This is a genomic window from Streptomyces sp. NPDC001568, assembly GCF_042893755.1.
GTDB lineage: Bacteria > Actinomycetota > Actinomycetes > Streptomycetales > Streptomycetaceae > Streptomyces.
This window is the reverse complement of the sequence record NZ_JBIAVF010000009.1, coordinates 92,771-116,146: the sequence shown is the minus strand read 5'-3', so window position 1 is coordinate 116,146 and position 23,376 is coordinate 92,771. Positions and strand designations below refer to the sequence as shown.

Annotated in this window: 24 protein-coding genes and 1 pseudogene; 19 read left to right on the top strand and 6 right to left on the bottom strand. The window is 73.8% G+C overall.

The annotated features are described in order from the left end of the window. Positions 1-55 precede the first annotated feature (55 nt). Complete coding sequence (locus tag ACFY0I_RS18305) at positions 56-1,252, bottom strand: ROK family protein (protein WP_388896488.1); 1,197 nt, start codon at positions 1,250-1,252, stop codon at positions 56-58. Positions 1,253-2,218: 966 nt separating this feature from the next. Between ACFY0I_RS18305 and ACFY0I_RS18300 the strand changes: the two genes are divergently transcribed. The 8 genes from ACFY0I_RS18300 (at position 2,219) to ACFY0I_RS18265 (ending at position 10,302) form a co-directional block, all read left to right on the top strand. Continuing rightward, positions 2,219-3,214 carry a TauD/TfdA dioxygenase family protein gene (locus ACFY0I_RS18300; protein ID WP_388896486.1) on the top strand — a complete coding sequence of 332 codons (996 nt, stop codon included), beginning with the start codon at positions 2,219-2,221 and terminating at the stop codon, positions 3,212-3,214. A gap of 48 nt (positions 3,215-3,262) precedes the next feature. Next, positions 3,263-3,820 carry an NADPH-dependent FMN reductase gene (gene ssuE / locus ACFY0I_RS18295; protein WP_388896483.1) on the top strand — a complete coding sequence of 186 codons (558 nt, stop codon included), beginning with the start codon at positions 3,263-3,265 and terminating at the stop codon, positions 3,818-3,820. A 41-nt stretch (positions 3,821-3,861) separates the two neighbouring features. After that, complete coding sequence (locus tag ACFY0I_RS18290; protein WP_388896480.1) at positions 3,862-4,899, top strand: ABC transporter substrate-binding protein; 1,038 nt, start codon at positions 3,862-3,864, stop codon at positions 4,897-4,899. Between the two features lie 10 nt (positions 4,900-4,909). Continuing rightward, the gene (locus ACFY0I_RS18285; protein ID WP_388896477.1) at positions 4,910-5,731 is read left to right on the top strand and encodes an ABC transporter ATP-binding protein; all 822 of its coding nucleotides are present in this window, start codon (positions 4,910-4,912) and stop codon (positions 5,729-5,731) included. Continuing rightward, positions 5,728-6,783, top strand: coding sequence for an ABC transporter permease (locus ACFY0I_RS18280; protein WP_388896474.1), 1,056 nt, complete (start codon positions 5,728-5,730; stop codon positions 6,781-6,783). The genes ACFY0I_RS18285 and ACFY0I_RS18280 overlap by 4 nt, the downstream gene beginning before the upstream one ends. A 251-nt stretch (positions 6,784-7,034) precedes the next feature. After that, the gene (locus ACFY0I_RS18275; protein ID WP_388896471.1) at positions 7,035-8,366 is read left to right on the top strand and encodes an LLM class flavin-dependent oxidoreductase; all 1,332 of its coding nucleotides are present in this window, start codon (positions 7,035-7,037) and stop codon (positions 8,364-8,366) included. Then, positions 8,363-9,952, top strand: a complete 1,590-nt coding sequence (locus ACFY0I_RS18270; RefSeq protein WP_388896468.1) for an FAD-dependent oxidoreductase — start codon at positions 8,363-8,365, stop codon at positions 9,950-9,952. Before ACFY0I_RS18275 ends, ACFY0I_RS18270 begins: the two co-directional genes overlap by 4 nt. Then, positions 9,949-10,302 carry a 4Fe-4S binding protein gene (locus ACFY0I_RS18265; protein WP_388896465.1) on the top strand — a complete coding sequence of 118 codons (354 nt, stop codon included), beginning with the start codon at positions 9,949-9,951 and terminating at the stop codon, positions 10,300-10,302. Before ACFY0I_RS18270 ends, ACFY0I_RS18265 begins: the two co-directional genes overlap by 4 nt. Before the next feature lie 82 nt (positions 10,303-10,384). Here the strand turns inward: ACFY0I_RS18265 and ACFY0I_RS18260 are convergent, their stop codons facing one another. The 3 genes from ACFY0I_RS18260 to ACFY0I_RS18250 form a co-directional block, all read right to left on the bottom strand. Next, positions 10,385-11,305, bottom strand: coding sequence for an NADP-dependent oxidoreductase (locus tag ACFY0I_RS18260; RefSeq protein WP_388896463.1), 921 nt, complete (start codon positions 11,303-11,305; stop codon positions 10,385-10,387). Positions 11,306-11,375: 70 nt separating this feature from the next. Next, entirely contained in the window at positions 11,376-12,113 is a 738-nt protein-coding gene (locus ACFY0I_RS18255) for a DUF2470 domain-containing protein (RefSeq protein ID WP_388896460.1), read from the bottom strand. Between the two features lie 40 nt (positions 12,114-12,153). Then, the gene (locus tag ACFY0I_RS18250; RefSeq protein ID WP_388896458.1) at positions 12,154-12,825 is read right to left on the bottom strand and encodes a TetR/AcrR family transcriptional regulator; all 672 of its coding nucleotides are present in this window, start codon (positions 12,823-12,825) and stop codon (positions 12,154-12,156) included. Positions 12,826-12,923: 98 nt separating this feature from the next. Here ACFY0I_RS18250 and ACFY0I_RS18245 point away from each other — a divergent pair, with 98 nt between their 5' ends. From ACFY0I_RS18245 to ACFY0I_RS18230, 4 genes are all read left to right on the top strand, one after another. After that, positions 12,924-13,319, top strand: a complete 396-nt coding sequence (locus tag ACFY0I_RS18245) for a cell division protein SepF (RefSeq protein ID WP_362878053.1) — start codon at positions 12,924-12,926, stop codon at positions 13,317-13,319. A 66-nt stretch (positions 13,320-13,385) separates the two neighbouring features. Beyond that, positions 13,386-14,885: an ATP-binding protein gene (locus tag ACFY0I_RS18240; RefSeq protein WP_388896455.1), complete on the top strand. Its 1,500-nt coding sequence runs from the start codon at positions 13,386-13,388 to the stop codon at positions 14,883-14,885. Beyond that, a complete protein-coding gene (locus ACFY0I_RS18235) occupies positions 14,882-15,370 on the top strand; it encodes a nucleotide pyrophosphohydrolase (protein WP_388896452.1) in 489 nt (162 codons plus the stop codon). The genes ACFY0I_RS18240 and ACFY0I_RS18235 overlap by 4 nt, the downstream gene beginning before the upstream one ends. Before the next feature lie 122 nt (positions 15,371-15,492). Continuing rightward, the gene (locus ACFY0I_RS18230) at positions 15,493-15,978 is read left to right on the top strand and encodes a DUF6099 family protein (RefSeq protein WP_281209119.1); all 486 of its coding nucleotides are present in this window, start codon (positions 15,493-15,495) and stop codon (positions 15,976-15,978) included. A 76-nt stretch (positions 15,979-16,054) separates the two neighbouring features. Here the strand turns inward: ACFY0I_RS18230 and ACFY0I_RS18225 are convergent, their stop codons facing one another. Then, positions 16,055-16,300, bottom strand: a complete 246-nt coding sequence (locus ACFY0I_RS18225; protein ID WP_388896449.1) for a hypothetical protein — start codon at positions 16,298-16,300, stop codon at positions 16,055-16,057. 207 nt (positions 16,301-16,507) lie between these two features. Here ACFY0I_RS18225 and ACFY0I_RS18220 point away from each other — a divergent pair, with 207 nt between their 5' ends. The 6 genes and pseudogenes from ACFY0I_RS18220 (at position 16,508) to argF (ending at position 21,786) form a co-directional block, all read left to right on the top strand. Beyond that, positions 16,508-17,431: an LLM class F420-dependent oxidoreductase gene (locus ACFY0I_RS18220; RefSeq protein ID WP_388896447.1), complete on the top strand. Its 924-nt coding sequence runs from the start codon at positions 16,508-16,510 to the stop codon at positions 17,429-17,431. Positions 17,432-17,451: 20 nt separating this feature from the next. Then, positions 17,452-18,393: a homocysteine S-methyltransferase gene (gene mmuM / locus ACFY0I_RS18215; protein ID WP_388896445.1), complete on the top strand. Its 942-nt coding sequence runs from the start codon at positions 17,452-17,454 to the stop codon at positions 18,391-18,393. A 13-nt stretch (positions 18,394-18,406) separates the two neighbouring features. Continuing rightward, positions 18,407-18,681: pseudogene (locus ACFY0I_RS18210) on the top strand (polynucleotide kinase-phosphatase); the annotation flags it as partial. Positions 18,682-18,891: 210 nt separating this feature from the next. Beyond that, on the top strand, positions 18,892-19,389 hold the full coding sequence (locus ACFY0I_RS18205; RefSeq protein ID WP_388896442.1) for a hypothetical protein: 498 nt from the start codon (positions 18,892-18,894) through the stop codon (positions 19,387-19,389). Between the two features lie 55 nt (positions 19,390-19,444). Then, on the top strand, positions 19,445-20,671 hold the full coding sequence (locus ACFY0I_RS18200; RefSeq protein ID WP_388896439.1) for an arginine deiminase: 1,227 nt from the start codon (positions 19,445-19,447) through the stop codon (positions 20,669-20,671). 104 nt (positions 20,672-20,775) lie between these two features. Further along, complete coding sequence (argF, locus tag ACFY0I_RS18195; protein WP_388896436.1) at positions 20,776-21,786, top strand: ornithine carbamoyltransferase; 1,011 nt, start codon at positions 20,776-20,778, stop codon at positions 21,784-21,786. Here argF and ACFY0I_RS18190 read toward each other — a convergent pair whose 3' ends face one another. After that, a complete protein-coding gene (locus ACFY0I_RS18190; protein ID WP_388896433.1) occupies positions 21,787-22,236 on the bottom strand; it encodes an ATP-binding protein in 450 nt (149 codons plus the stop codon). A gap of 312 nt (positions 22,237-22,548) precedes the next feature. Between ACFY0I_RS18190 and ACFY0I_RS18185 the strand changes: the two genes are divergently transcribed. Continuing rightward, a complete protein-coding gene (locus ACFY0I_RS18185) occupies positions 22,549-23,376 on the top strand; it encodes an enoyl-CoA hydratase family protein (protein ID WP_388896431.1) in 828 nt (275 codons plus the stop codon).

The following is a 23,376-nucleotide window of genomic DNA, read 5'->3' as shown; positions in this document are numbered from 1 at the left end:
TGGAACCCTCCTCGTACGGGGCTCCCCGGGGTTGCGGCCACGCCCGGGACGGCGCTCAGCCGGCGGTGAGGCGGACCGGGTCCTGGAACAGCGGACCCAGCAGGACGGTCGCCGCTGCCTGGGGCAGTACGGCCGGCCCCGCGTGCGGGGAGATGATCCGTCCGGGCTCGTCGCACACGTGGGACCGCTCGACGGCGGCCGCGCGGATCTCGTCCAGGTAGCCCTCGTGCAGGACGCTGGACAGCTCGGTGACGACCATGACGGCCGGATTGAACACGTCGAGGAGCAGCGCGGCCGCCCGCCCCACGGCCCGGGCGCGCTCGCGCAGCAGCCGGTCCGCGCGCGGGTCGCCGGTGGCGGCGGCGTCCACGAGCAGGGGCACGGACGGATCGGGGACGATCCCGCGCCGTACGGCCTCGGCGCCCAGCGCGGTGTCGGACGCGGTCGCCTGCAGGCAGCCCGTACGACCGCACGCGCAGGCCGCCCGCGACTCGGGGACCGGGAGGTGGGCCACGTCGCCCGCGGCGGAACCGGGGCCCCGGTGGACGGTGCCCTCGATCCCGAACGCGGCGTCGACCACGTTGCCGACGAAGAGGTGGACCAGGCTCCGACGGGCCGCGGGCGGACCGTAGAGCATCTCGGCGCCGGCGACGGCGCGGGCGTGGTTGTCCACCCGCACCGACAGGCCGAGCGCCCGGGACAGGTCCGCGGCCAGCGGCATCCCCTGCCACCCGAGCGCCGGATGCCGTACGACGGTCCCCGTGTCGGGTCGGACCCAGCCGCCGAGGGCGACACCGAGCCCGATCAACGGCCGACCGGTGTCGAACCGCGCCAGGAAACCGGCGAGTTCGTGGGTGATGCGGGCCGGGAGCCGCGGATCGGTGGGGTCCTGATAGGGGAAGGCGCGCCGGGCGAGGACCTGCCCGCGCAGGTCGACGAGGCTGAAGGTGGAGGACGGCACCCCGATGTGCAGCCCCGCCGCCACCGGCCCGCCGACGGCGCCGGTGTGCAGGTCCAGCGGGATCCGCGGCCGCCCCGAGGCGATCGGGCCGGCGGATTCGGGGAGCTCGCGCAGCAGACCGCCGCGCAGCAGTCCCGTGGTCTGCCGGGACACGGCGGCGGGGCTCAGCCCGCACAGTTCGGAGATCCCGCTGCGCGCCACGGGCCCGTGCTCCAGCACCGTGCGCAGCACGGTGGCGGCGTTGGCGGCCCCGCGCCGGTCGCCGGTCCTGTCGCCGGTCCTGTCGGTCACGGGGCCTCCTCGGGGCGCGACTCTTCGATGGCCCCTGATCATGCCGGACCCGGTACCGGGTACCGGGCGGTCCGTGGCGGCCGCATTGCGGGACCGTGAAATCAGGCCACCGTTTCCAGCCGTCGGGGGGTGCCGCGAGGGCCCCGGGGGGCCGATGAAAGGCATGGTCAGAGCCGGTTTACGGAGGCCGGCGGGGGTCCGTTTCGCCGACCGCGGCCGGGGGTTGACCGGCGGCGGGGGCGCTGACAGGCTCCGGGACATGTCCGCGAACGAACGCCTCGCCCCGCGGCTCCGCACCTCCGGCCTCTGTACCGCGCCGGGTGGGTGTCCGGGCCGCTGTCCGGCCCACCGCCGCGCCTGAGCCTGCCGCCCGGGCCCTCGTGGCCGGTCCGAGTCCGCCCCGCCCGGGGTCGACCCGGTGCGTACGGGTCGGATCCGGTGAGACCCGACTCCGGCCCGGCCGACTCCGGTCCGGTCCGGCCGACTCCGGTCCGGCCGACTCCCGTCCGTCGGGCACCCGGCAGGGTCCGATCCGGTCGGGTGCCGGTCGGTCGGATGCCGTCCGGTCCGGTTCCGGCCGTGCCGTCGGGCGTCAGCCGGTCGGAGTGATCCCGGTCGGCCCGATCCCGGCCGGGCGTCAACCCGGCGGCCCGTGGTTTGCGTGGGGCCCGCCGACTCCGCCCACCCCGTACGGGCCCGTCCGCCCCGAGCGGCGGGTGCGCCCGTCCGGGCCCCGGTGCGATCGACCCCGCGCAGCGCCGCGCGGGGCGCCGACCCGCCGGGGGAGTGCCCACCGCCGTCGCCGGACCACCGGTGCCGGAGCCTGCCGCGCCTCGCTCCGCAGAACCACCCCCGCCGCCCTCCCCGCCTTGTGACCGCCGCGTTCCGCGGCACCCGACGCTTCCCGTAACGCCATTTCTTCCGCTGCGGAAATAATCCCCGCACGCCACTGACCAGGGAGTTCCCATGACCACTGCGCTCCGTACCACCGTGACGAAGATCGGTGGCCGCATCGGCGCCGAGATCGGCGGCGTCCGCCTCGGCGGCGACCTCGCCCCCGAGACCGTGGCCGAGATCCGCTCCGCGCTCCTGGCCCACAAGGTCGTCTTCTTCCGCGGCCAGGACCACCTCGACGAGGCCGGCCACGAGGCCTTCGCCCAGCTCCTCGGCGCACCCGTCGCGCACCCCACGGTGCCCTCCGCCGACGGCCGCTACGCGCTCGGCATCGACTCCCACCACGGCGCCCGCGCCAACCAGTGGCACACCGACGTCACCTTCGTCCCGGCCTACCCGGCCTTCTCCATCCTGCGCGCCGTCACCATCCCCCCGTACGGCGGCAACACCCTGTGGGCCAACACGGCCACCGCCTACTCCCACCTCCCCGAGCCGCTGCGCGTCCTCGCGGACGGCCTGCGCGCCGTCCACTCCAACGCCTACGACTACGCCGCCCTGCGGCCGGACGCCCTGCCCGAGGCGCTGGCCCAGTACCGCGAGGTCTTCACCTCCACCGAGTTCCTCACCGAGCACCCGGTGGTCCGCGTCCACCCCGAGACCGGCGAACGCACCCTGCTCCTCGGCAACTTCGTCCAGCGCATCCAGGGCCTGACCGGCCGCGACTCCCGCGTCCTGCAGGACCTGTTCCAGGCCCACATCGAAAGCCCCGAGAACACCGTCCGCTGGCAGTGGCAGGACGGCGACGTCGCGATCTGGGACAACCGCGCCACCCAGCACTACGGCGTCGACGACTCCGACGACCACGAGCGCACCCTGCGCCGCGTCACGGTCGACGGTGACATCCCCGTGGGCCCCGACGGGGCGCCCTCCCGCCTGCTCCGCCCGGAGGCCGTCCCGGACCCCGCCTTCGGGATCGCCTCCGGCGCCTCGAACGACGCAGCGCCCGACGCAGCCCCCGATGCCGCCTCCGACGCCCCGAACGGCGTCCCGGCCGGCGCCTCCGCCTGATCCGAGGCCGAAGACGAAGCCCCCGTACGCCGCCGCCAAGGAGCCCCCGTGCCCAGACTGCTCGCCCTCACCGGTAGCCCCTCCGTCCACTCCCGCACCGCGGTCGTCGCCGACCACGTGCTGCGCCGCCTCTCGCACGCCGGGTTCGAGGCCTCGCACCTCGCGGTGCGGGACCTCCCGGCCGCCGACCTGCTGGCCGCCCGTCGCGACGAGCCGGACATACGCCGCGCCCTCGAAGCCGTCGCCGCGGCCGACGGCCTGGTGATCGCCACCCCGGTCTACAAGGCCTCGTACACAGGCCTGCTCAAGGCCTTCCTCGACCTGCTCCCGCAGGACGGACTGGCCGGCAAGACCGTGCTGCCGCTCGCCACCGGCGGCAGCCTCGCCCACGTCCTGACCATCGACTACGCGCTGCGCCCGGTCCTCGCCGCCCTCGGCGCCCGGCACGTCACCGCGGGCCGGTTCGTCCTGGACTCCTCCGTCGAACGGGGCAACGGCCCCGACCGGCTGCTCCCCGAGGCGGAACTCGACCTCTTCCAGGCCGTCGACGAGTTCGCCGACGCCCTGCGCGGTCTCGGGGCCGCCGCCCTCACCGCCGCCCCGTAACCCCGTACTCCGCACCCCGTACGAACCGACAAGGACCAGCCATGCCCGCAGCCTTCACCTCGAAGACCACCTCCCGGCGCCAGTTCCTCACCCTGCTCGGCATCTCGGCGGCCGCGGTGAGCTGCGGCACGGCCACCGCCAACGGCGGGTCCGGATCCGGCAAGCAGGTCACCGCCCTGAAGTACCAGGGCGCGGTCGGGGCGGTCACCCTGCCCGAACTCGCCGCGGACCTCGGGTTCCTGGGCGCCCTCACCCTGGACTGGGTGGGCAACACCATCAGCGGCCCGCAGGACATCCAGTCCGCCGCGACCGGCCAGACCCACTTCGGCGGGGCCTTCAACGGGGCGGTCGTCAAGCTCGCCGCGGGGAAGGCCCCCGTCAAGGCCGTCATCTCGTACTACGGCTCCGACAAGGACACCAACCTGGGCTACTACGTCCTGGAGGACAGCCCGATCCGCTCCGCCCGCGACCTCATCGGCAAGAAGGTCGGCATGAACACCCTGGGCGCCCACGCCCAGGCCCTCCTCGACATCTACCTGGGGCGCGGCGGCCTCTCCCGGGCCGACTCCGACAAGGTCGAGGCCCTGGTCGTACCGCCGGTCAACACCGAACAGGCCCTGCGGCAGAAGCAGATCGAGGTCGGCGTGCTCAGCGGCGTACTGCGCGACAAGGCCCTCGCGGCCGGTGGCATCCGCCCGCTGTTCAGCGACTTCGACCTGCTGGGCGCCTTCAGCGGCGGCACGTACGTGATGACCCAGCGCTTCATCAAGGAGAACCCGGACACCGCACGGACCTTCGTGACGGGGGTCGGCAAGGCCATCGACTGGTCCCGCACCACCCCCCGCGAGCAGGTCATCGCCCGGATGACCGAGATCGTCAAGAAGCGGGGCCGCAACGAGGACACCTCGACGCTCCAGTACTGGCGCTCCTACGGCGTCGCGGCGCCCGCCGGCCGCATCGAGGAGAAGGAGTTCCAGCTCTGGATCGACTGGCTCGGCGACCGCGGCGAGGTCAAGAAGGGCCGGCTGAAGGCGACGGACCTGTTCACCAACGAGTTCAACGGCAACGGAAAGGGCTGAGGACCCCACCATGGCGAAGATCGTCTTCGAGTCGGTCACCAAGACCTTCCCGACGAAGGACAAGAAGGCCAAGGAGGTGTTCACCGCCCTCGACGGGATCGACCTGGAGATCGAGGCGGGCGAGTTCGTGGTCGTCGTGGGCCCCAGCGGCTGCGGCAAGTCCACCCTCCTCGACCTCCTCGGCGGCCTGACCAGGCCGACCTCCGGACGGATCCTGTTGGACGGCAAGCCCGTCACCGGACCCGGCCTGGACCGGGGCATCGTCTTCCAGCAGTACGCGCTGCTGCCGTGGCGCACGGCGCTCGGCAACGTCGAGTTCGGTCTGGAGGCCACCGGCGTTCCGCGCCGCCAACGGGCGTCCAAGGCACGGGAGTTCCTGGACCTGGTGGGCCTCACCGGCTTCGAGGACCGACACCCGCACGAGCTGTCGGGCGGCATGCGCCAACGCGTCGCCATCGCCCGCTCACTGGCCTACGACCCGGACGTCCTCCTGATGGACGAACCCTTCGCCGCGCTCGACGCGCAGACCCGCGAGTCCCTCCAGGACGAACTGCGTCGGATCTGGCAGAGCACCGGCAAGACGGTCGTCTTCATCACCCACGGCATCGAGGAGGCCGTGTACCTCGGGCAGAGGGTCGCCGTCATCACCTCGCGCCCCGGACGGATCAAGGAGGTCGTTCCGGTCTCCTTCGGGGGCCGAGCCGCCGGCGCCACCGGCGAGGACCTGCGCTCCAGCCCCGAGTTCGCCCGCTACCGCCACGAGATCTGGACCCTGCTCCACGACGAGGTGGCGCGCGCCCAGCAACTGGAGAAGGAAGAGGCCACGGTATGAGCACCGGAACCGAAGCCGCCGCACCCGCGTCCGCGCAGACCGCCGCCCCTGACGCGTCGGCCGTCGCGCAGGCGCCCGCGCCGGCCGCTCAGGCCCCCGTGCCTCCCGTACCGGCCGCTCAGGCGCGGGTACCGGCCCCCGCGCCGGCCGCGACCGATGTGGGCGCGACCATCGATGTGGGCGCGACCTCCGACGTGGGCGCCACTCGCGACTCGGGCGCGACCTCCGACGAGGCCGCTGCCCCCGTCAAGGCCGCGGCGCCCGGCCGGAAGTCGTCCTGGCCGGCCGCCGTGTTCCGGTGGTTGCGGGCCGCGCTGTTGCGGTCGGCGGCGATCCTCGGACTCCTCGCCGTGTGGGAGGCGGCGCCGCGACTCGGCCTGGTCGACGCGACCTTCCTGCCGCCGGTCTCCGAAGTGGCGGTCGCCTGGTGGGAGTTGCTCGGCGACGGACAGCTCGGGGAGCACGCCCGGGCCAGCCTCACCCGATCGTTCGGCGGCTTCGCCATCGCCGTGGTCGTCGCGGTCCCGCTCGGGCTGCTGATCGGCTGGTACCGGCCCGTCGCGGCGTTCCTCGGGCCGCTGTTGGAGCTGTTCCGCAACACGGCGGCGCTCGCGCTGCTGCCGGTCTTCGTGCTGCTGCTCGGCATCGGCGAGACCTCGAAGGTGTCGATCGTCGTCTACGCCTGCGTGTGGCCGATCCTCCTGAACACCATCAGCGCCGTCGGCAACGCCGACCCCACGCTGGTCAGGCTGGCCCGCTCGATGGACCTCTCCACGCCGAGGCTCTTCCAGAAGGTGATCCTGCCGTCGTCGGTCCCGGCCATCTTCACCGGCATCCGCCTCGCGGGCGCCGTCTCGATCCTGGTCCTGGTGGCCGCCGAGATGATCGGCGCCAAGGCGGGCCTCGGCTACCTGATCAACGCCTCGCAGTACAACTTCGCCATCCCGCAGATGTACGCGGGGATCATCACGATCTCCGCCATCGGCGTGGCCTTCAACCAGGTCCTGGTGACGATCGAACGCCGCCTCAGCGTCTGGCGCGTCCCGGCCTGACCCCCCGCTCCAGGTCCGGGGCCGGACCTCCCGCACCCCGGGGTCCGGCCCCGGACCTGGCCCCTCCACCGGACCTGGCCCCTCAACCCGGAGCCCGCACCCTCAACCCGGAGCCCGCACACCGCACCCGCACCCGGAGCCCGCACCGCACCCGGACCCCGACCCCGCCCCGGCAGGCCGGGGTCCCGGTCCGTCCTCCCGCCCCGCCCGGCGCCCCGCCCCGCGCCCACCACCGAACACAGGGAACAGACATGTCCGCACCCCGCACCCTCCACCTCAACGCCTTCCTGATGAACGCCGGCCATCACGACGCCGCCTGGCGCCACCCGGACAGCGCCCCGGAGCGCGTCACCGACCTGCGCTACTTCCAGGAACTGGCCCGCACCGCCGAGCGCGGCCGGCTCGACTCCATCTTCTTCGCCGACGGCCTCGCCCTGTGGGGCAAGGCCCGCTACAACGCCCTCGGCGGCTTCGAGCCGCTGACCCTGCTCTCGGCGATCGCCGCCGTCACCGAGCACATCGGGCTGATCGCGACCGTCTCGACGACCTTCAACGAGCCCTTCCACACCGCCCGCAAGTTCGCCTCCCTCGACCACATCAGCAACGGCCGCGCCGGCTGGAACATCGTCACCTCCGGCACCGTCGACGAGGCCCGCAACTTCAACCGGGACGAGCACCTGGAGCACGGCCTGCGCTACGAGCGGGCCCGCGAGTTCCTCGACGTCGCCACCAAGCTCTGGGACAGCTGGGAGGACGACGCGATCGTCCTCGACAAGGAGCGCGGCATCTACGCCGACACCGACAAGCTCCACCCGGCCGCCCACCGCGGCGAGCACTTCGGCGTCGCCGGCCCGCTCAACGTGCCGCGTTCGCCGCAGGGCCACCCGCTGCTCGTCCAGGCCGGCTCCTCCGAGGCCGGCAAGGAGTTCGCCGCCCAGTACGCGGAGGCCGTCTTCACCGCCCAGCAGACCCTCGCCGACGGCCAGACCTTCTACAAGGACCTCAAGTCCCGGCTGGCCCGCCACGGCCGCGCGGAGGGCGACCTCCTCGTCCTGCCCGGCATCGCCCCCGTCATCGGCTCCACCGAGGCCGAGGCGAAGGCCCTGGAACAGCAGCTCACCGACCTCCAGGTGCCCGAGTACGGTCTCGCCCAGCTCTCCGGGATGCTCGGCGTCGACCTGAGCGGCGCCGACCTCGACGGCCCGCTGCCCGAGCTGCCCGAGGAGCGGGACATCAACGGCAACAAGAGCCGCTTCACGCTCGTCGCCGAACTGGCCCGCCGCGACGGGCTCAGCCTGCGCGAGCTGATCGCCCGCCTCGGCGCCGGCCGCGGCCACCGCGTGTTCGCCGGCACCCCCGAGCAGATCGCCGACCAGCTGGAGGAGTGGTTCACGCAGGGCGCCGCCGACGGGTTCAACATCATGGCGCCCGTACTGCCCACCGGACTCACCGACTTCGTCGACCACGTCGTGCCGATCCTCCAGCGGCGCGGACTGTTCCGCACCGAGTACACCGGCTCCACCCTGCGCGAGAACTACGGCCTGCCGCGGCCCGCCAACCGGTACGCGAAGGGGCCGGCGTGATAGATCTCCTCGCCGACGTCCTCGTCGTCGGCGGCGGGCCGGCCGCCACCTGGGCCGCACTGAAGGCCGCCGAGGATGGAGCCCGCGTCGTCCTCGCCGACAAGGGCTGGTGCGGGACCAGCGGCGCCACGGCCGCGGGCGGCACCGGCGTCTGGTACGTACCGCCCGAACCCGCCGCCCGGGAGGCCGCCATGGCCTCCCGGGAGGGCCTCGGCGGCCACCTCGCCGACCGGCGCTGGATGACCCGGGTCCTCGACGAGACCTACGACCGGATCAACGAACTGGCCGTCGAGGGCGGCTACCCCTTCCCCACCGGCCCCGACGGACGACCACTGCGGGGCGGCCTCCAGGGTCCCGAGTACATGCGGCGGATGCGGATCCGGGTCCGCCGCGCCGGGGTCCGGATCCTCGACCACAGCCCGGTCACCGAACTGCTCACCGACCGGGACGGAGCCGTCGCCGGAGCCGCCGGCCACCGGCGCCAGGCCGGTGAGGACTACCGGGTCCGGGCCGGCGCCGTGGTCCTCGCCACCGGCGGCTGCGCCTTCCTCAGCGGGGCCCTCGGCACCAACACCAACACCGGTGACGGCGCCCTCTTCGCGGCGGAGGTCGGGGCGGAGCTGTCCGGCATGGAGTTCTCCAACGCCTACGGCATCGCCCCCGAGGGCACCTCCGTCACCAAGACGGCCTTCTACTCCTTCGCCACCTTCCACCGCGAGGACGGCGAGGTCCTGGAGGGCGCCGCCTCCCAGGGCGGCCGCTCGGTCATCGCCCGCGAACTCCTCACCGGCGCCCGGGTCTTCGCCCGACTGGACCGGGCCGACGACGCCGCCCGGGTCGCGATGCGGCGGGCACAGCCCAACTTCTTCCTCACCTTCGACCGCCTCGGCATCGACCCCTTCACCGACAGGTTCGCCGTGACCCTGCTGGCCGAGGGCACCGTCCGCGGCACCGGCGGGATCCGGATCACCGGCGACGACTGCGCCACCGGGATCCCCGGCCTGTACGCCGCCGGCGACGCGGCCACCCGCGAGGAGATCTGCGGCGGCTTCACCGGGGGCGGCAGCCACAACGCCGCCTGGGCGATCTCCTCCGGCAGCTGGGCCGGGCGGGGCGCCGCCCGGCACGCGCGGTCCCTCGGCTCGGGCAGCGCCGCCGCCCGGCGGGTCGGCGGGGCCGGTGGAGCGGGGCTCCGCCCGACGGGGAGCGCCGCCGCGCCCCTCGACCACCGCGAGGCCGTGGAACTCGTACAGCGGGAGGTGCTCCCCTACGACAAGAACTACCTCCGCCACGGGGACGGGCTCACCGCGGCGCTGCGGTCCCTCGACGCGGGCTGGGCACAGCTGCGCGCCCGGCTGCACGGCGAGGGGGCCGCGCTGGTCAAGGCCCGGCAGGCGGCGGCGATGACGGCGCACGCGCGGTGGATGTACGCCTCCGCACTCGCCCGTACCGAGTCCCGCGGCATGGCCCGGCGCCTGGACCACCCGGGGCAGGACCCGGCGCAACACCACCGGATCCTGGCGGGCGGGCTCGACCGGGTGTGGGCCCGCCCGGCGGCCGGGCGCGGGACGGGGGTGGCGGTGTGATCGAGTTGGTCTCCGCCGAGCGCTGCATCGCCTGCGACAAGTGCGTGGAGGTCTGCCCCACGGACGTCTTCGAGCGGGGCCCGGACGGGATCCCGGTCCTGGCCCGCCACGAGGACTGCCAGACCTGTTTCCTGTGCGAGGCCAACTGCCCGGTCGACGCCCTGTTCGTGTCCCCGCTCACCCGACCGCAGCCCGAGGAGCCGGCCGTCCGGGACGAGGGCGCCCTGGCGGACAGCGGCCTGCTCGGCAGCTACCGGAGGGAGATCGGCTGGGGGCACGGTCGTACCCCCGGGGCGCTGCGGGCGGTCGGACCCTCGTTGGGCGGCCCCGGGCGGCCGATCACCTCTTGACGGACGGCGCGCGGTCCGCCGGAGCGCGGTGGCGTTCCGGCGGACCGTCGGGGCGCCGTCCGGGCGCGGTCGGGCCCTCGGCTCAGACGGTGAGGACGATCTTTCCCCGGGTCCGGCCCTTGGCGCTCAGTTCCCAGGCCCCGGCGGCCTCCGCGAGCGGCAGGGCGTGCTCGACGTTGACGGTGAGGCGGCCCGATTCGGCGAGTTCCGCGAGGGTGGTCAGGTCGGCCGTGTCGGCCCGCGCCCAGATGTGCTTGGCGCCCTTGGAGTCCGCGTCGTTGTCGGCGATGGAGATCACGGGGCCACCCGTGCGGACCACCGACTGGAGGAGCTCGACGCCGCCCTCGCCGTAGAAGTCGAGCCCGGCGTCCACGCCCTCGGGGGCCAGCGCGCGGATCCGGTCGGCGACGCCGTCCCCGTACAGCACCGGCTCGGCGCCGAGGTCGCGCAGGTACGCGTGGTTGTGGGCGCCGGCCGTGCCGATGACCCGGGCGCCGAGGGCGACCGCGATCTGCACGCCCAGTGATCCGGTGCCGCCCGCCGCGGAGTGGATGACGACGGTCTGGCCGGCCTTGACGCCGGCGCGGGTGATGGCCTGGTACGAGGTGAGACCGGCGAGCGGCAGGCCCGCGGCCTGCTCGAAGGTCAGCCCGCGCGGCTTGCGGGCGAGGGTGCGGACGGGCGCGGCGACGAACTCGGCGTAGGTGCCGAGCTGCACCCATTCCTTGCGGACGTAGCCGAAGACCTCGTCGCCGACGGCGTAGTCGTCGGTGTCCGGGCCCACTGCCTCGACGACGCCGGCCACGTCCCAGCCGGGGATGACGGGGTGGCGCACTTCGAGGACGTGCCCGAGGAATCCCGCGGCGAGCTTCCAGTCGACGGGGTTCACCCCGGCCGCCTTGACCCGGATCAGCACCTCGCTGGGGCCGACCTTCGGTTCCGGTGCGTCAACCAGCTCTAATTGGGTGGGGGTTCCGTACGCGTTGTAAGTGATTGCCTTCATGGTCATCCCAACCCGGGTGCCACGGAGGCTATTCCGCTTTCCGTCGGGCGCGCCGCCGTGCGAACGCCCTTCAGGCGGGCAGCGTATTGCGGTGGGAGCGCCGGCGGGCGGCGCTGAGCAGGGCCTGGATCTGGGCGCCCGACTGTTCCACGTCGTCCAGGGGCGAGGGGAACGCCAGCCGGACGTCGCGGTGGCCGCGCCGCTCCTCCAGCCGCAGGGTGATTCCGTACCGGTCCAGGGCCAGCGGCAGGGCGCGCACCACCGCGGCCGAGGGCGGCGGGCCGACCAGTCGCAGCAGCAGGGTGACCAGTTCGGGGTGGTCGTCGAGGAGGTGGGTGAGCATCCCCGCCTCGTAGGGGGCGAGCGGGTCGGGCCAGGCCTCGTCCAGCTCCGTCAGCCCGATGTACGAGGTCCCCTCCGAGGTCTCCAGGATCGCCCGGCCGTACTCCACGCAGGTGCTCTCCCCGGGGGCCGAGTTCTCGTCGGTGTAGGGGGTGAGCAGATGGCCCAGCACGGTGACGCGGGCCCGGACCCGGTCGCGCACCGGGGTGGGCGCGATGTCGGTGAACTCCAGACGGATCGAGGGACGGTCGTCGGCAGCGGGGGAGGAGGAGTGCCCGGCGGCCGGCGCAGCCGGGTGCAGGTGGAGCCGGCCGAGCACGTCGCCGCCGTCGAGTTGGCGCACCTCGCTGCGCACCCCGTCGACGACCACCGTCATCGAGTGGGCGGCGGCCAGGATGGACCGGACCCGCTCGGCTTCGGTCGGCCGGGCGGCGGGCGTGGCGGCGGGGGCACCGGGCAGGCGCATGCGGATCTCTCCCTCTCGGAGCGAGTTAGGTATGCCTAACCTAACCTATTCGGTTCTCCGGGAGTACCCCGCGGGCGAGCCGCCCGAGCGTCTCGGCGATCCGTTCGGGCGGGAAGCCGAGGGTGTGCCGCTGGAACTGGTACACCTCCGGGGCCAGCGGGCTCAGCAGCACGTCCACGCTGACCTCGGGATCCGCGGCCCCCGCCGCCCCGAGCAGCCCCCGCACGTGGGCGCGCCACTGTCCGTACGTCGCCGCCGCGAACCGGCCGGGCCCCGGCAGGATGCCCAGGGTCAGCGGAAGGTGCCGCTCCAGATGTTCGACCGCGGCGGCGTAGAAGGCGGCCAGCCGCTGGTCCGGCGGCGCGCCCGGGCCCAGCGGGGGCGGACCGTAGGCGAGGCGCTCCTGGAGGATCCGTTCGTCCTCGTCGAGGAGCGTCGCGGCGATGGCCGCGGGGTCCGGGAAGCGCCGGTAGAGGGTCGCCCGCCCCACCCCGGCGGCCTTGGCGATCTGATCCATCGTCACGCTGCGGGGTTCGCGTTCCGTGAACAACTGCTCGGCGGCGGCCAGGATCTGCGCCCGGTTGCGCACCGCGTCGGCCCGCCGGCCGGGCAGCGCGATCGGCGCCCGGGGACCAGGTGGGGAGGCGGCCGGCCGGGCGTCCCCGGCGTCCGCGATGTCGCGTACCGTACGGACCTCGTCGCCATTGGTCATGACGGCGACCCTACGTGCTTCGTGTCGGTGTTGGGCTGAACGGGTGAAACGCGAGAGGATGGGCGGATGCACATGAAGCGCACGGCCGAGGCGGCCCGGTGAGCAGGTACGACGTCACGGACGAACAGTGGGAGGGACTCGCGCAGGTGGTGCCCCTGCGCAGTCGCAACGAATGGCCCTCCCGGGTGGACCACCGCACCATCCCCAAGGGTCCCGGGGCCGCGGCGGCGGAACAGCGGCGCTTCGTGGTGATCCGGGTCCAGATCTTCGCCGACGCCCGCGAGGTCGCGGAGTACCTGATCGCGCAGATCCCCGTCCTGCTGGACCTCACGGGCGCGGACGGCGAAGTGGCCAAGCGGATCCTGGACTTCAGCAGCGGCGTGGTCTTCGGACTGGGCAGCGGGATGCACCGGGTCGACCGGAACGTCTTCCTGTTGGCCCCGGTCGGCACCGAGGTCGAGGGAATCGCGGCCGCGGCCGTCCCCCGATCGTAGGAAGGTCGCGGCGCCGGAACGGTTCGCCGCGCCCCCGGGTGGTCCGGCGGCCCGTACCGTCCCGCCATGGACGTCACCCTGGACGCGCGCCGCCCCCCGGCCGCCGCGACCGAAACCCCCACACGCCCGACCTCTGCCCCCACCGCCGCCCCCGCGCGCCCGGCCGGCGCGACGGAAACCCCCACACGTACGGCCGGCGCCCCGACGGACGCCGGCGCGCGGTCGGTTGGTACGACCGACGGCCCGACACGTTCGACTGTCGCCACCGACGGCCCCGCGAGGTCGGCCGGCGCGACGGAGACCACCGCGCGTACCGCTGTCGCGCCCGGGGGCCCGGTGCGCGGCGCCGCCGCTCCCGCCGACCGCGCGCGCCCCGCCTCGGCGGGACCCGCGCACCTGCGGCCCACCGTCACCGCATTACGGCTCTCCGCCTTCGCCTCGCACCGGGCCGCGGTGTTCCCGCTCGGGCCCGTGACCCTCTTCGCCGGACCGAGCGGCAGCGGCAAGTCCCAGGCGCTGGCCGCCTACCAGGCCCTCGCCGCCCTCGGCTGCGGAAGCCCGCTCGACGACGTGTTCCCGGACCCGATGGCCCGGGTCCCCGAGACGGCCGTCCCCGACGCCGACGGGCGGCGCGGGTTCCGGATCGGCTGCACCGTCGACGGTCCCGTCGGACCCGTCCGCCTCGACCTCGCCGTACAGGCCGAACCCGAACTGCGCGTCGTCGGCGAACGGCTCTCCCAGGACGGACAGATCCTGCTCAGCACCGCCCTGCGCGACCCCCGCCGGCGCTCCGTCCAGGCCGGGTGGTTCACCGGCGGAGCCGTCGGGGTCACCCGCGCCCCGCTGCCGGACGACCGGCTCGGCACCGCCCTGCTGCCCCTGCGCGTCGCCGGATCCACCGCCGGGCAGCGGCGCGTCCTGGCCGCGGCCGAGCAGGTGGTGGTCGCGCTGCGCTCGGTGTTCCCCTGCGACCCCCGCCCCGAGCGGATGCGCGGACCGGTCACCCCCGGCGAGGGCCGGCTGCGTGGCGACTGCGCCAACCTGGCCGACGTCCTGCGCCGGACCCGCCACGAATGCGGTACCCGGCACGCCCTGCTCGCCGCGGCGGCGCGCACCGGCTGCGCGGGCCCGGTGGCCGCGCTCGACGTACGGGTCTGCGAGGGCGAACCGGGCGGCGGCGACGGCGCCTTCGGCGCGTTCCAGGCGGCGCGGACGGGTCTCGTCACCGGCCTGCTGGACCGCGGCCCGGGGCGCCCGGCCACCGAACTCGGCCGGCTCGCCGCGGGCGAACTCCGCTTCCTCGCCCTGGCCCTGGTCCTGCTCACCGGCCCCGGCGTGCTGGCCGTGGACCCGGCGGCGGAACTGCTGTCCGCCCGGCAGGCACTGACCGTCCTCGCCGACGACCTCGACCGCGGGCTCGACCGGCGCCAGAGCGCCGAACTGCTGCGACTGGCCCTCCTGTCCGGCGCGCGCGGCCACATCCGGCTGGTCGCCGCCGTGGGCGAGGACACCGCGGGAACGGCCCGGGACCTGCCGGGCGTCTCGGTGGTAGACCTGTCCCCATGAACGCCGTACCCATGGACGACAGTCAGGACTTCCCCGCCGACTGCTCGGAGGACTTCACCGCGGGTTCCCGCGAGGGCTCCCACGGGTCCTCCCGGGGGGACTCCTCCGAGGACGCGCCGCGGGCGCCGGAAGGGGAGGAGAGGCTCGACCGGCTCCAGCGGCGGCTCGCCGCGTTCGCGGAAGCCCGGGGTTGGGGTCCGTACCACACGCCCAAGAACCTGGCCGTGGCCCTGAGCGTGGAGGCGTCGGAACTGGTCGAGATCTTCCAGTGGCTGACACCGGAACAGTCGGCCGCGGTGATGGAAAAGCCCGAAACCGCGCACAAGGTGGCCGACGAGGTGGCCGACGTGTTGGCCTATCTGCTGCAATTCTGTGAGGTCCTGGGGGTGGACGTGCTGGATGCGCTCGCCGCGAAGATCGAGAGGAACGAAGTCCGTTTCCCGGTGACCGGAACCTCGACCACTGATCGTCACTCTTCGGAGTGATGGCGTCGTCCACAACCACGTTTTGTGTCCACAGATTTCCGAATACCCCTGGCTTTACTGGCTCGTTGCCTTCACTCTGGGTAGTGGAGAACGGCGGATGTCGTGCGGACGGGGGACGGCATATGGATGCGGTACGGCTCATCGCGGCCGGGCGGCACGCGCTGGCACAGAGCGGGGCTGCGTGGGACATCGTGAGCGAGGCCTGGCAGGCCCAGGCGCTCGCCCAAGGAGTGGGTAGCTGGCTGGCGGTCACCGGACCGCCGGAGCTCAGAGCGGAGGCACGAGGCCTGGGAGAAGCGGGAGGCAGAGGCTGCGGGGTGATCGACCGGGCCGCGCTGCGGGGCGAGGGCACGGCACCGCAGCAGCCGCCGAGGGCAGCGCAATTGACCGGCGTGGCGGACATACGTCCGGCGCTCCTGGGGCTCCAGGCGCTGCTCGGCGAGGTCGGCATAGCACTCGTCGGAGTGGCCTGCGGGACGGACGACGAAAGCCTGTACTGGCAGTCCATGGAGTCCATCGACGCGGCGGACGAGTCGAGCGACCGGGTACGGGCACTGCTGCGCCGGATGACCGTCCGGGAACGCGGATCGGCCTCGGGCGTCGCCTGAGGCCTTGGCCGGTCCCGTCGCGCGCGACGGGACCCCCGCACGGTCAGCAGGACCGGCCCCGGTGGTGTTCGTCCTCCTACGCGTGGTGGCCCGGAACCGGCGCGGCGGCCGGCTCGGTGCGGTCCGCGGAGTGCTGGAGGTCGGCGTCGAGCTGGGACAGGTCGGCGTTCAGCGCCGCCATCAGCTCCTCCATCTGCTGGAGCAGGCCCTTCGGCGCGCCGCCCGGGGCGGGTACCGCGGACTCCTGGCGTGCGTCGTCGTGTGCCGCCCGTCCGGTCGGTGCGGTCTGGTGGCGGGTTTCCGGCACGGCCTCGTGGGACATGGCGGCCTCCTCGGCCCTGGGCCCCTCCCGGGGGGGAAGGGGGCGGTGGACGCACCGGACGGTGAGCCGCCGGCGCGCGGGCCGGCGGTCCGGCTCCGTCCGAGCCAACGATCCCCATCGGTGCTGGTCACTGGCGGGCCGGAGGGCGCCGCGTCGGGTTGACGCAGATTCACCCGGCAGGGGTGGGGGACGGGCAGGATGGGGGGCATGGATCTTCGCATTTTCACCGAACCCCAGCAGGGCGCCGACTACGAGACCCTCCTGACCGTCGCCAAGGCCACCGAGGACCTGGGCTTCGACGCGTTCTTCCGCTCGGACCACTACCTGCGGATGGGCTCCGCCGACGGCCTGCCCGGCCCCACGGACGCTTGGATCACCCTCGCGGGCCTGGCCCGCGAGACCCGCCGGATCCGGCTCGGCACGCTGATGACGGCCGGCACCTTCCGGCTGCCCGGCGTGCTCGCGATCCAGGTGGCGCAGGTCGACCGGATGTCCGGCGGCCGGATCGAGCTGGGCCTGGGCGCCGGCTGGTTCGAGGAGGAGCACAAGGCGTACGGGATCCCCTTCCCCGCGGAGCGGATGTCCCGGCTGGAGGAGCAACTGGCCATCGTCACCGGCCTGTGGGCCACCGCCCCCGGCGCCACGTTCGACTACCGGGGCACGTACTACCAGGTGGAGAACTCGCCGGCCCTGCCCAAGCCCGCCCAGGCCAAGGTGCCCGTCCTCGTCGGTGGGCACGGCGCGAAGCGCACCCCGCGCCTCGCCGCCCGCTACGCGGACGAGTTCAACATGCCGTTCGCCTCGATCGAGGACAGCCGCCGCCAGTTCGCCCGGGTCAGGGACGCCGCCGCCGAAGCGGGCCGCAAGGCCGACGAACTCGTCTACTCCAACGCCCTCGTCGTGTGCGTCGGCAAGGACGACGCCGAGGTGGCCCGCCGGGCCGCCGCCATCGGCCGCGAGGTGGACGAGCTGAAGGCCAACGGCCTGGCCGGCTCGCCGGACGAGGTCGTCGAGAAGCTCGGCACCTACGCCGGCATCGGCTCCTCCCGCGCCTACCTCCAACTCCTCGACCTCGACGACCTGGACCACCTGGAGCTGATCTCCGACCGGGTCCTGTCCCAGCTCGGCTGATACCACCAGGAGCCACCGACATGCCCCGCGCGACCGGCCCGCTCGCCACGGCCCTGGCCCACCGCACCGTGCTCCTGGACGGCGGACTGAGCAACCAGCTCGCCGACCAGGGCTGCGACCTGTCCGGCGACCTCTGGACGGGCCGCGTCCTCGCCGAACACCCGGATCAGGTCGGGGCCGCCCACGCGGCGTACGCGCGGGCCGGCGCCGAGGTGCTGACCACGGCCGGCTACCAGATCGGCCCCCACCACCCGGACGGAGCCGCCCTGCTGCGCCGGGGCGTCGCCCTGGCCGACGCCGCGGCGCGGGCCGCGGACCACGAGGTCTGGGTGGCCGCCTCGGTCGGCCCGTACGGGGCCGTCCTCGCGGACGGCTCCGAGTACCGGGGCCGGTACGGGCTCACCGTGCGCCAACTGGCCGCCTTCCACCGGCCCCGCATCGAGGCGCTCGCCGCGCCCGGAACGGGGGCGGCGGACGTACTGGCCCTGGAAACCGTCCCGGACACGGACGAGGCCCTGGCCCTGGTGGACGTACTGGCCGGGACCGGGGCCCACGCCTGGCTGAGCTACACCGTCGCCGCCGGCCGTACCCGGGCGGGCCAGCCCCTCGCCGAAGCCTTCGCGCTCGCCGCCGAGTCCCCGCAGGTGATCGCGGTCGGCGTCAACTGCTGCGATCCGGCCGAGGTGCTGCCCGCGCTCGAAGCGGCCGCCGCCGTGACGGACAAACCCCTGCTGGCCTACCCCAACGACGGCTCCGTCTGGGACGCGTCCACCCGCACCTGGCACGCCCCGCCCACCGGCGACGCCTGGCCCACCACGGCCTGGCGGCGGGCCGGAGCCCGACTCGTCGGCGGCTGCTGCCGGATCACCCCGGACCACATCGCGCGGCTGCGCGACGCCCTCGGACAGGCGCCGCCGGCCGGTCCGGACGGCACCCGGCGCGACCACCCCCGACCGGGGTAAAGCAGTGGGCTCCCGGGACGGCAAGGGCCGGCTGGTCCAGCCCGGCGTCGAGGTCCGCGGCCGTGAGTACCTGCGGATCATCTACGGTCCGGAGTACACGCGTCCCGATCACCTGGAGCGCCTGCGCTGCCGGTTCCTCGGGCACAAGCGCTCCTTGGCCCTGCGCGAGTAGCGCTGGGGCTGGAATCGCTGGACCGGCCGGCGGCCGGGGAGCCGCTGTGGCGCGTCCACGAGGCCGTCTTCGCGGTGCTCGCCCCGGAGTCGGAGCCGGCCGACCCCCGGCTGTGAGGGCGCGGGTCGCCGTACGGTGACCCGCGCGGCCCGGATCTGCGCGGCGGCCCCTACGCGGTCGCGCCCGGCCCCGTACACGCGATGCCCGCCAAGTAGGCCGTATGGGGGAACTTGCGGGGAGAACGCCGGGGAAACGCCCGGCGGGATCGTTCATCCAGGGCAGCGGAATGTCCGCGACCCTGGAAGGACGGAACGTCACTTATGAAGATGACCGCGCGCGGAAGCCTGGCGGCACTCATGACCTGTATGGCCGCGGCCGGTGCGGCCTCACCGGCCGTCGCCCAGTCGGTTCCGGTGGGCGTCCCGCTGGACGCGGTGGAGACCACGCTGGGCGTGGCCACCCCGCGTGTGGCCACCTCGGTGCCCGTTCCGGTCGTCGGCGCCCCCGAGGCGCCCCGCCACCACACCGGCGACCTCCTCCCGACCCCGCTGATCCCGGTGGTGCCCATCGGCACCGACCTCGGCGGAACCAACGTCACCTCGCCCGTGCCGAACCTGGCGGGCGCTCCGGAGACGGACGGAGAGGGTTCCCTGGAGTCCCCGGCGACAACCCTGTTGGCCCGGAGCCCCGGTGCGATCGTCGGCGCCCCGCTGTCGATGCCCGACGGCAGCAACTACGGGATCCCGAACCTGACGACGCCCAAGCTGGGCCTGACCACCCCGGAGCTGATCGGCGCCCCGACCGCCCTCCTCGGACTGCGCTGAGACCGCTGGGCCGTAGCGCGTTCGAAAAGCAGCCCGGTCTGGGAACGTGTAGGGCATGGGATTCCATGTCGACTCCGAGACCGGGCGGCTTCGCCGCGTCATCCTCCACCGGCCCGACCTGGAGCTGAAGCGGCTCACACCAAGCAACAAGGACGCCCTGCTCTTCGACGACGTGCTGTGGGTGCGCAGGGCCCGTCAGGAGCACGACGGCTTCGCCGACGTGCTGCGCGACCGGGGCGTCGCCGTGCACCTGTTCGGTGACCTGCTGCGGGAGTCCCTCGGCATCACCGAGGCGCGACACCTCGTACTGGACCGGGTCTTCGACGAGAAGGAGTACGGGCCGCTCGCCACCGACCACCTGAGGGCGGCGTTCGACGGGCTCTCCCCGGGCGACCTCGCCGAGGCGCTCGTCGGCGGCATGACCAAGCGGGAGTTCCTGGAGCGGCACCCCGAACCGGTGTCGGTGCGCTTCCACGCGCTGGACCTCGACGACTTCCTGCTGGGGCCGTTGCCCAACCACCTCTTCACCCGGGACACCTCCGCCTGGATCTACGACGGGGTGTCGATCAACGCGATGCGCTGGCCGGCCCGGCAGCGCGAGACCGTGCACTTCGAGGCGATCTACCGGCACCACCCGCTGTTCACCGGTTCCGGTGCCTTCCACTACTGGTCGCAGGGGCAGTCCGACTACCCGTCGACGATCGAGGGCGGGGACGTCCTGGTCATCGGGAACGGCGCCGTGTTGATCGGGATGAGCGAGCGCACGACCCCGCAGGCGGTGGAGATGCTCGCGCGGGGACTGTTCGCCGCCGGGTCGGCGACCGTCATCGTCGCCCTCGACATGCCCAAGCGGCGGGCCTTCATGCACCTGGACACGGTGATGACGATGGTCGACGCGGACACCTTCACCCAGTACGCCGGGCTCGGCATGCTCCGTTCCTACACGATCCGGCCGGGGGAGGCGGGCCGTGAGCTCCAGGTGAGCGACCACGCGCCGGAGCACATGCACAAGGCGATCGCGGACGCCCTCGGGCTCGGCAAGATCCGCGTCCTCACGGCCACGCAGGACGTGCACTCGGCGGAGCGCGAGCAGTGGGACGACGGCTGCAACGTGCTGGCCGTCGAGCCGGGGGTGGTCGTCGCGTACGAGCGGAACGTGACCACCAACACGCACCTGCGCCGGGAGGGCATCGAGGTGATCGAGATCCCCGGCAGCGAACTGGGCCGCGGCCGCGGCGGGCCGCGGTGCATGAGCTGCCCGGTCGAGCGGGACGCCATCTGAACTCCACCGTCCGGAGGGCGGGCCGCCGCGGGGGTATGTATATCAATACAGGGCGTCGTATAGACTTCCAGCATTCCCCGTCAGCGTCACACTGGAGAGTCCCCATGGCCACCGACCTCTTCGGCCGCAGTTTCCTCAAGGAGCTCGACTTCACCGCCGCCGAGTTCCGCGGCCTGGTCGAGCTGGCGGCCGAGCTCAAGGCGGCGAAGAAGGCCGGGACCGAGGAGCGGCGCCTGGTGGGCAGGAACATCGCGCTGATCTTCGAGAAGACCTCCACGCGCACCCGCTGCGCCTTCGAGGTGGCCGCCGCGGACCAGGGCGCCGGCACCGTGTACCTGGACCCGTCCGGCTCCCAGATGGGGCACAAGGAGTCCGTCCGCGACACCGCGCGCGTCCTCGGCCGGATGTTCGACGGGATCGAGTACCGGGGTGACAGCCAGCCCGCCGTCGAGGAGCTCGCCGCCCACGCCGGCGTGCCCGTCTTCAACGGCCTGACGAACGACTGGCATCCCACGCAGATGCTCGCCGACGTGCTCACCGTCATCGAGCACGGCGGCAAGCCCCTGGAGCGGACCGCCTTCGCCTACCTCGGCGACGCCCGTTTCAACATGGGCAACTCCTACCTGGTGACCGGCGCGCTGCTCGGCATGGACGTGCGGATCGTCGCGCCGAAGGAGTACTGGCCGGCCGAGGCCGTCGTGGCCCGGGCCCGCGAGCTGGCCGCGGCCTCCGGGGCCCGGATCACCCTCACCGAGGACGTCGCCGAGGGCGTCGCGCAGGCCGACTTCGTGGCCACCGACGTGTGGGTGTCGATGGGCGAGCCCAAGGAGGTCTGGGCCGAGCGGATCGAGGCGCTGGCCCCGTACGCCGTCACCATGGACGTGCTGCGGGCGACGGGCAATCCGGACGTGAAGTTCCTGCACTGCCTGCCCGCCTACCACGACCTCGGGACCGAGGTCGCGCGGGACATCCACGCGCGGTACGGCCTGGACTCGCTGGAGGTCACGGACGAGGTGTTCGAATCGGCGCACTCCGTCGTCTTCGACCAGGCCGAGAACCGGCTCCACACGATCAAGGCCGTACTGGTGGCCACGCTCGCGAGGCCGCTCGCATAGTCATGCGCGGGGGCCCGGAACGCAGGCGTCCGCGCCGGCCGCGGCGCGCGCCACGAGGGTGAACCACACGGCCTTGCCGTGCGCGGTGGGACGGTGGCCGCAGGCGGAACTCAGCGTCCGGATCAGCAGGAGACCGCGGCCGTGCTCCTGCCACGGGTCCGGGTGCGTGTCGTCCGGTCGGGCGGTCAGGTCGCCCGGGGGGTAGGGGTCCCCGTCGTGGACCTCGACCCGGCAGCCGCTCGCCAGCAGCTCCACGAACAGCTCGATCCCCGCGCCCGCGACGGTGTGCTCCACGGCGTTGGCGACCAGCTCGGCCGTCAGCAGTTCCGCGGTGTCGCTGTCGGCGGCCGGCTCGGCCTCCGTGAGCGCGGTCCGCACCAGCGCCCGGGCGAGGGGCACGGCGGCGGCCGTGTGCGGGAGGGCGATCCGCCAGGCGGCGGGATCGGGCACGACAGGCCTCCGTTCCGTGGGTGTGCGATGACGCGCGGGGCGGATCGTCCCGGCGCAGGGGGGACTGTCCGGTTGCGGGAAAGGGAACTCCCGGTTTCAACCATACGAACCTTCGGCGCCGCCTCGTAGGGCGCCCCGTCCGAATGCCGAGGGGCGACGGTCATCGATCGCGCGGGACCTTCGTCGCCCCCACCCCCCGACCGTGCCTCGCCCCGCGTGTGCCCAGGGTCCGCGCCCGCATGTGCTCGGCCGGAGAACCCTTCTGTCGCGTTTCTGTGACGGTGGTCAAGAGTCGGTGATACCGTCGGTTCCGTGAGCCCCTTCACCGGTTCCACACCAGCGACCGAACGGTGGCGCCACCTGCGGGTGACCCGGCAGGACGGCGTGGCCACCGTCACCCTCGACCGCCCCGAGAAGCTGAACGCGCTCACCTTCGGCGCCTACGCCGACCTGCGCGACCTGCTCGCCGAACTGTCCCGCGAACGCTCCGTGCGCGCCCTCGTCCTGGCCGGCGGGGGACGCGGCTTCTGCTCCGGCGGAGACGTGGACGAGATCATCGGCGCCACCCTCGCCATGGACACCGCCGAACTCCTCGACTTCAACCGGATGACCGGCCAGGTGGTCCGAGCGATCCGCGAATGCCCCTTCCCGGTGATCGCCGCCGTGCACGGCGTGGCCGCCGGCGCGGGCGCCGTCCTCGCCCTCGCCGCCGACTTCCGGATCGCCGACCCCACCGCCCGCTTCGCGTTCCTCTTCACCCGGGTCGGACTCTCCGGCGGCGACATGGGCGCGGCCTACCTGCTGCCCCGGGTCGTCGGCCTCGGCCACGCCACCCGGCTCCTCATGCTCGGAGAGCCCGTACGCGCCGCCGAGGCGGAGCGGATCGGGCTGCTGAGCGAACTGGTCGACGAGGGCAAGGCGGACGCCCGGGCGGCCGAACTGGCCGCCCGCCTCGCCGCCGGACCCGCCCTCGCCCACGCCCAGACCAAGGCCCTGCTGACCGCGGAACTCGACATGCCGCTGGCCGCGTCGGTCGAGCTGGACGCCAACACCCAGGCCCTCCTCATGCACGGCCAGGACTACGCGGAGTTCCACGCGGCCTTCACCGGGAAGCGTCCGCCGCAGTGGAAGGGCAGGTAG

What these genes read in the sequence shown, in the direction of transcription:
- ACFY0I_RS18300 (WP_388896486.1), top strand. Translation starts at nt 2,219, where the DNA reads ATGACCACTGCGCTCCGTACCACCGTGACGAAGATCGGTGGCCGCATC.
- ACFY0I_RS18285 (WP_388896477.1), top strand. Translation starts at nt 4,910, where the DNA reads ATGGCGAAGATCGTCTTCGAGTCGGTCACCAAGACCTTCCCGACGAAG.
- ACFY0I_RS18250 (WP_388896458.1), bottom strand. Translation starts at nt 12,825, where the DNA reads ATGACCAATGGCGACGAGGTCCGTACGGTACGCGACATCGCGGACGCC.
- argF (WP_388896436.1), top strand. Translation starts at nt 20,776, where the DNA reads ATGGCCACCGACCTCTTCGGCCGCAGTTTCCTCAAGGAGCTCGACTTC.
- mmuM (WP_388896445.1), top strand. Translation starts at nt 17,452, where the DNA reads ATGCCCCGCGCGACCGGCCCGCTCGCCACGGCCCTGGCCCACCGCACC.
- ACFY0I_RS18255 (WP_388896460.1), bottom strand. Translation starts at nt 12,113, where the DNA reads ATGCGCCTGCCCGGTGCCCCCGCCGCCACGCCCGCCGCCCGGCCGACC.
- ACFY0I_RS18230 (WP_281209119.1), top strand. Translation starts at nt 15,493, where the DNA reads ATGGATGCGGTACGGCTCATCGCGGCCGGGCGGCACGCGCTGGCACAG.
- ACFY0I_RS18205 (WP_388896442.1), top strand. Translation starts at nt 18,892, where the DNA reads ATGACCGCGCGCGGAAGCCTGGCGGCACTCATGACCTGTATGGCCGCG.
- ACFY0I_RS18275 (WP_388896471.1), top strand. Translation starts at nt 7,035, where the DNA reads ATGTCCGCACCCCGCACCCTCCACCTCAACGCCTTCCTGATGAACGCC.
- ACFY0I_RS18200 (WP_388896439.1), top strand. Translation starts at nt 19,445, where the DNA reads ATGGGATTCCATGTCGACTCCGAGACCGGGCGGCTTCGCCGCGTCATC.
- ACFY0I_RS18240 (WP_388896455.1), top strand. Translation starts at nt 13,386, where the DNA reads ATGGACGTCACCCTGGACGCGCGCCGCCCCCCGGCCGCCGCGACCGAA.
- ACFY0I_RS18220 (WP_388896447.1), top strand. Translation starts at nt 16,508, where the DNA reads ATGGATCTTCGCATTTTCACCGAACCCCAGCAGGGCGCCGACTACGAG.
- ACFY0I_RS18290 (WP_388896480.1), top strand. Translation starts at nt 3,862, where the DNA reads ATGCCCGCAGCCTTCACCTCGAAGACCACCTCCCGGCGCCAGTTCCTC.
- ACFY0I_RS18225 (WP_388896449.1), bottom strand. Translation starts at nt 16,300, where the DNA reads ATGTCCCACGAGGCCGTGCCGGAAACCCGCCACCAGACCGCACCGACC.
- ACFY0I_RS18280 (WP_388896474.1), top strand. Translation starts at nt 5,728, where the DNA reads ATGAGCACCGGAACCGAAGCCGCCGCACCCGCGTCCGCGCAGACCGCC.
- ACFY0I_RS18260 (WP_388896463.1), bottom strand. Translation starts at nt 11,305, where the DNA reads ATGAAGGCAATCACTTACAACGCGTACGGAACCCCCACCCAATTAGAG.
- ACFY0I_RS18235 (WP_388896452.1), top strand. Translation starts at nt 14,882, where the DNA reads ATGAACGCCGTACCCATGGACGACAGTCAGGACTTCCCCGCCGACTGC.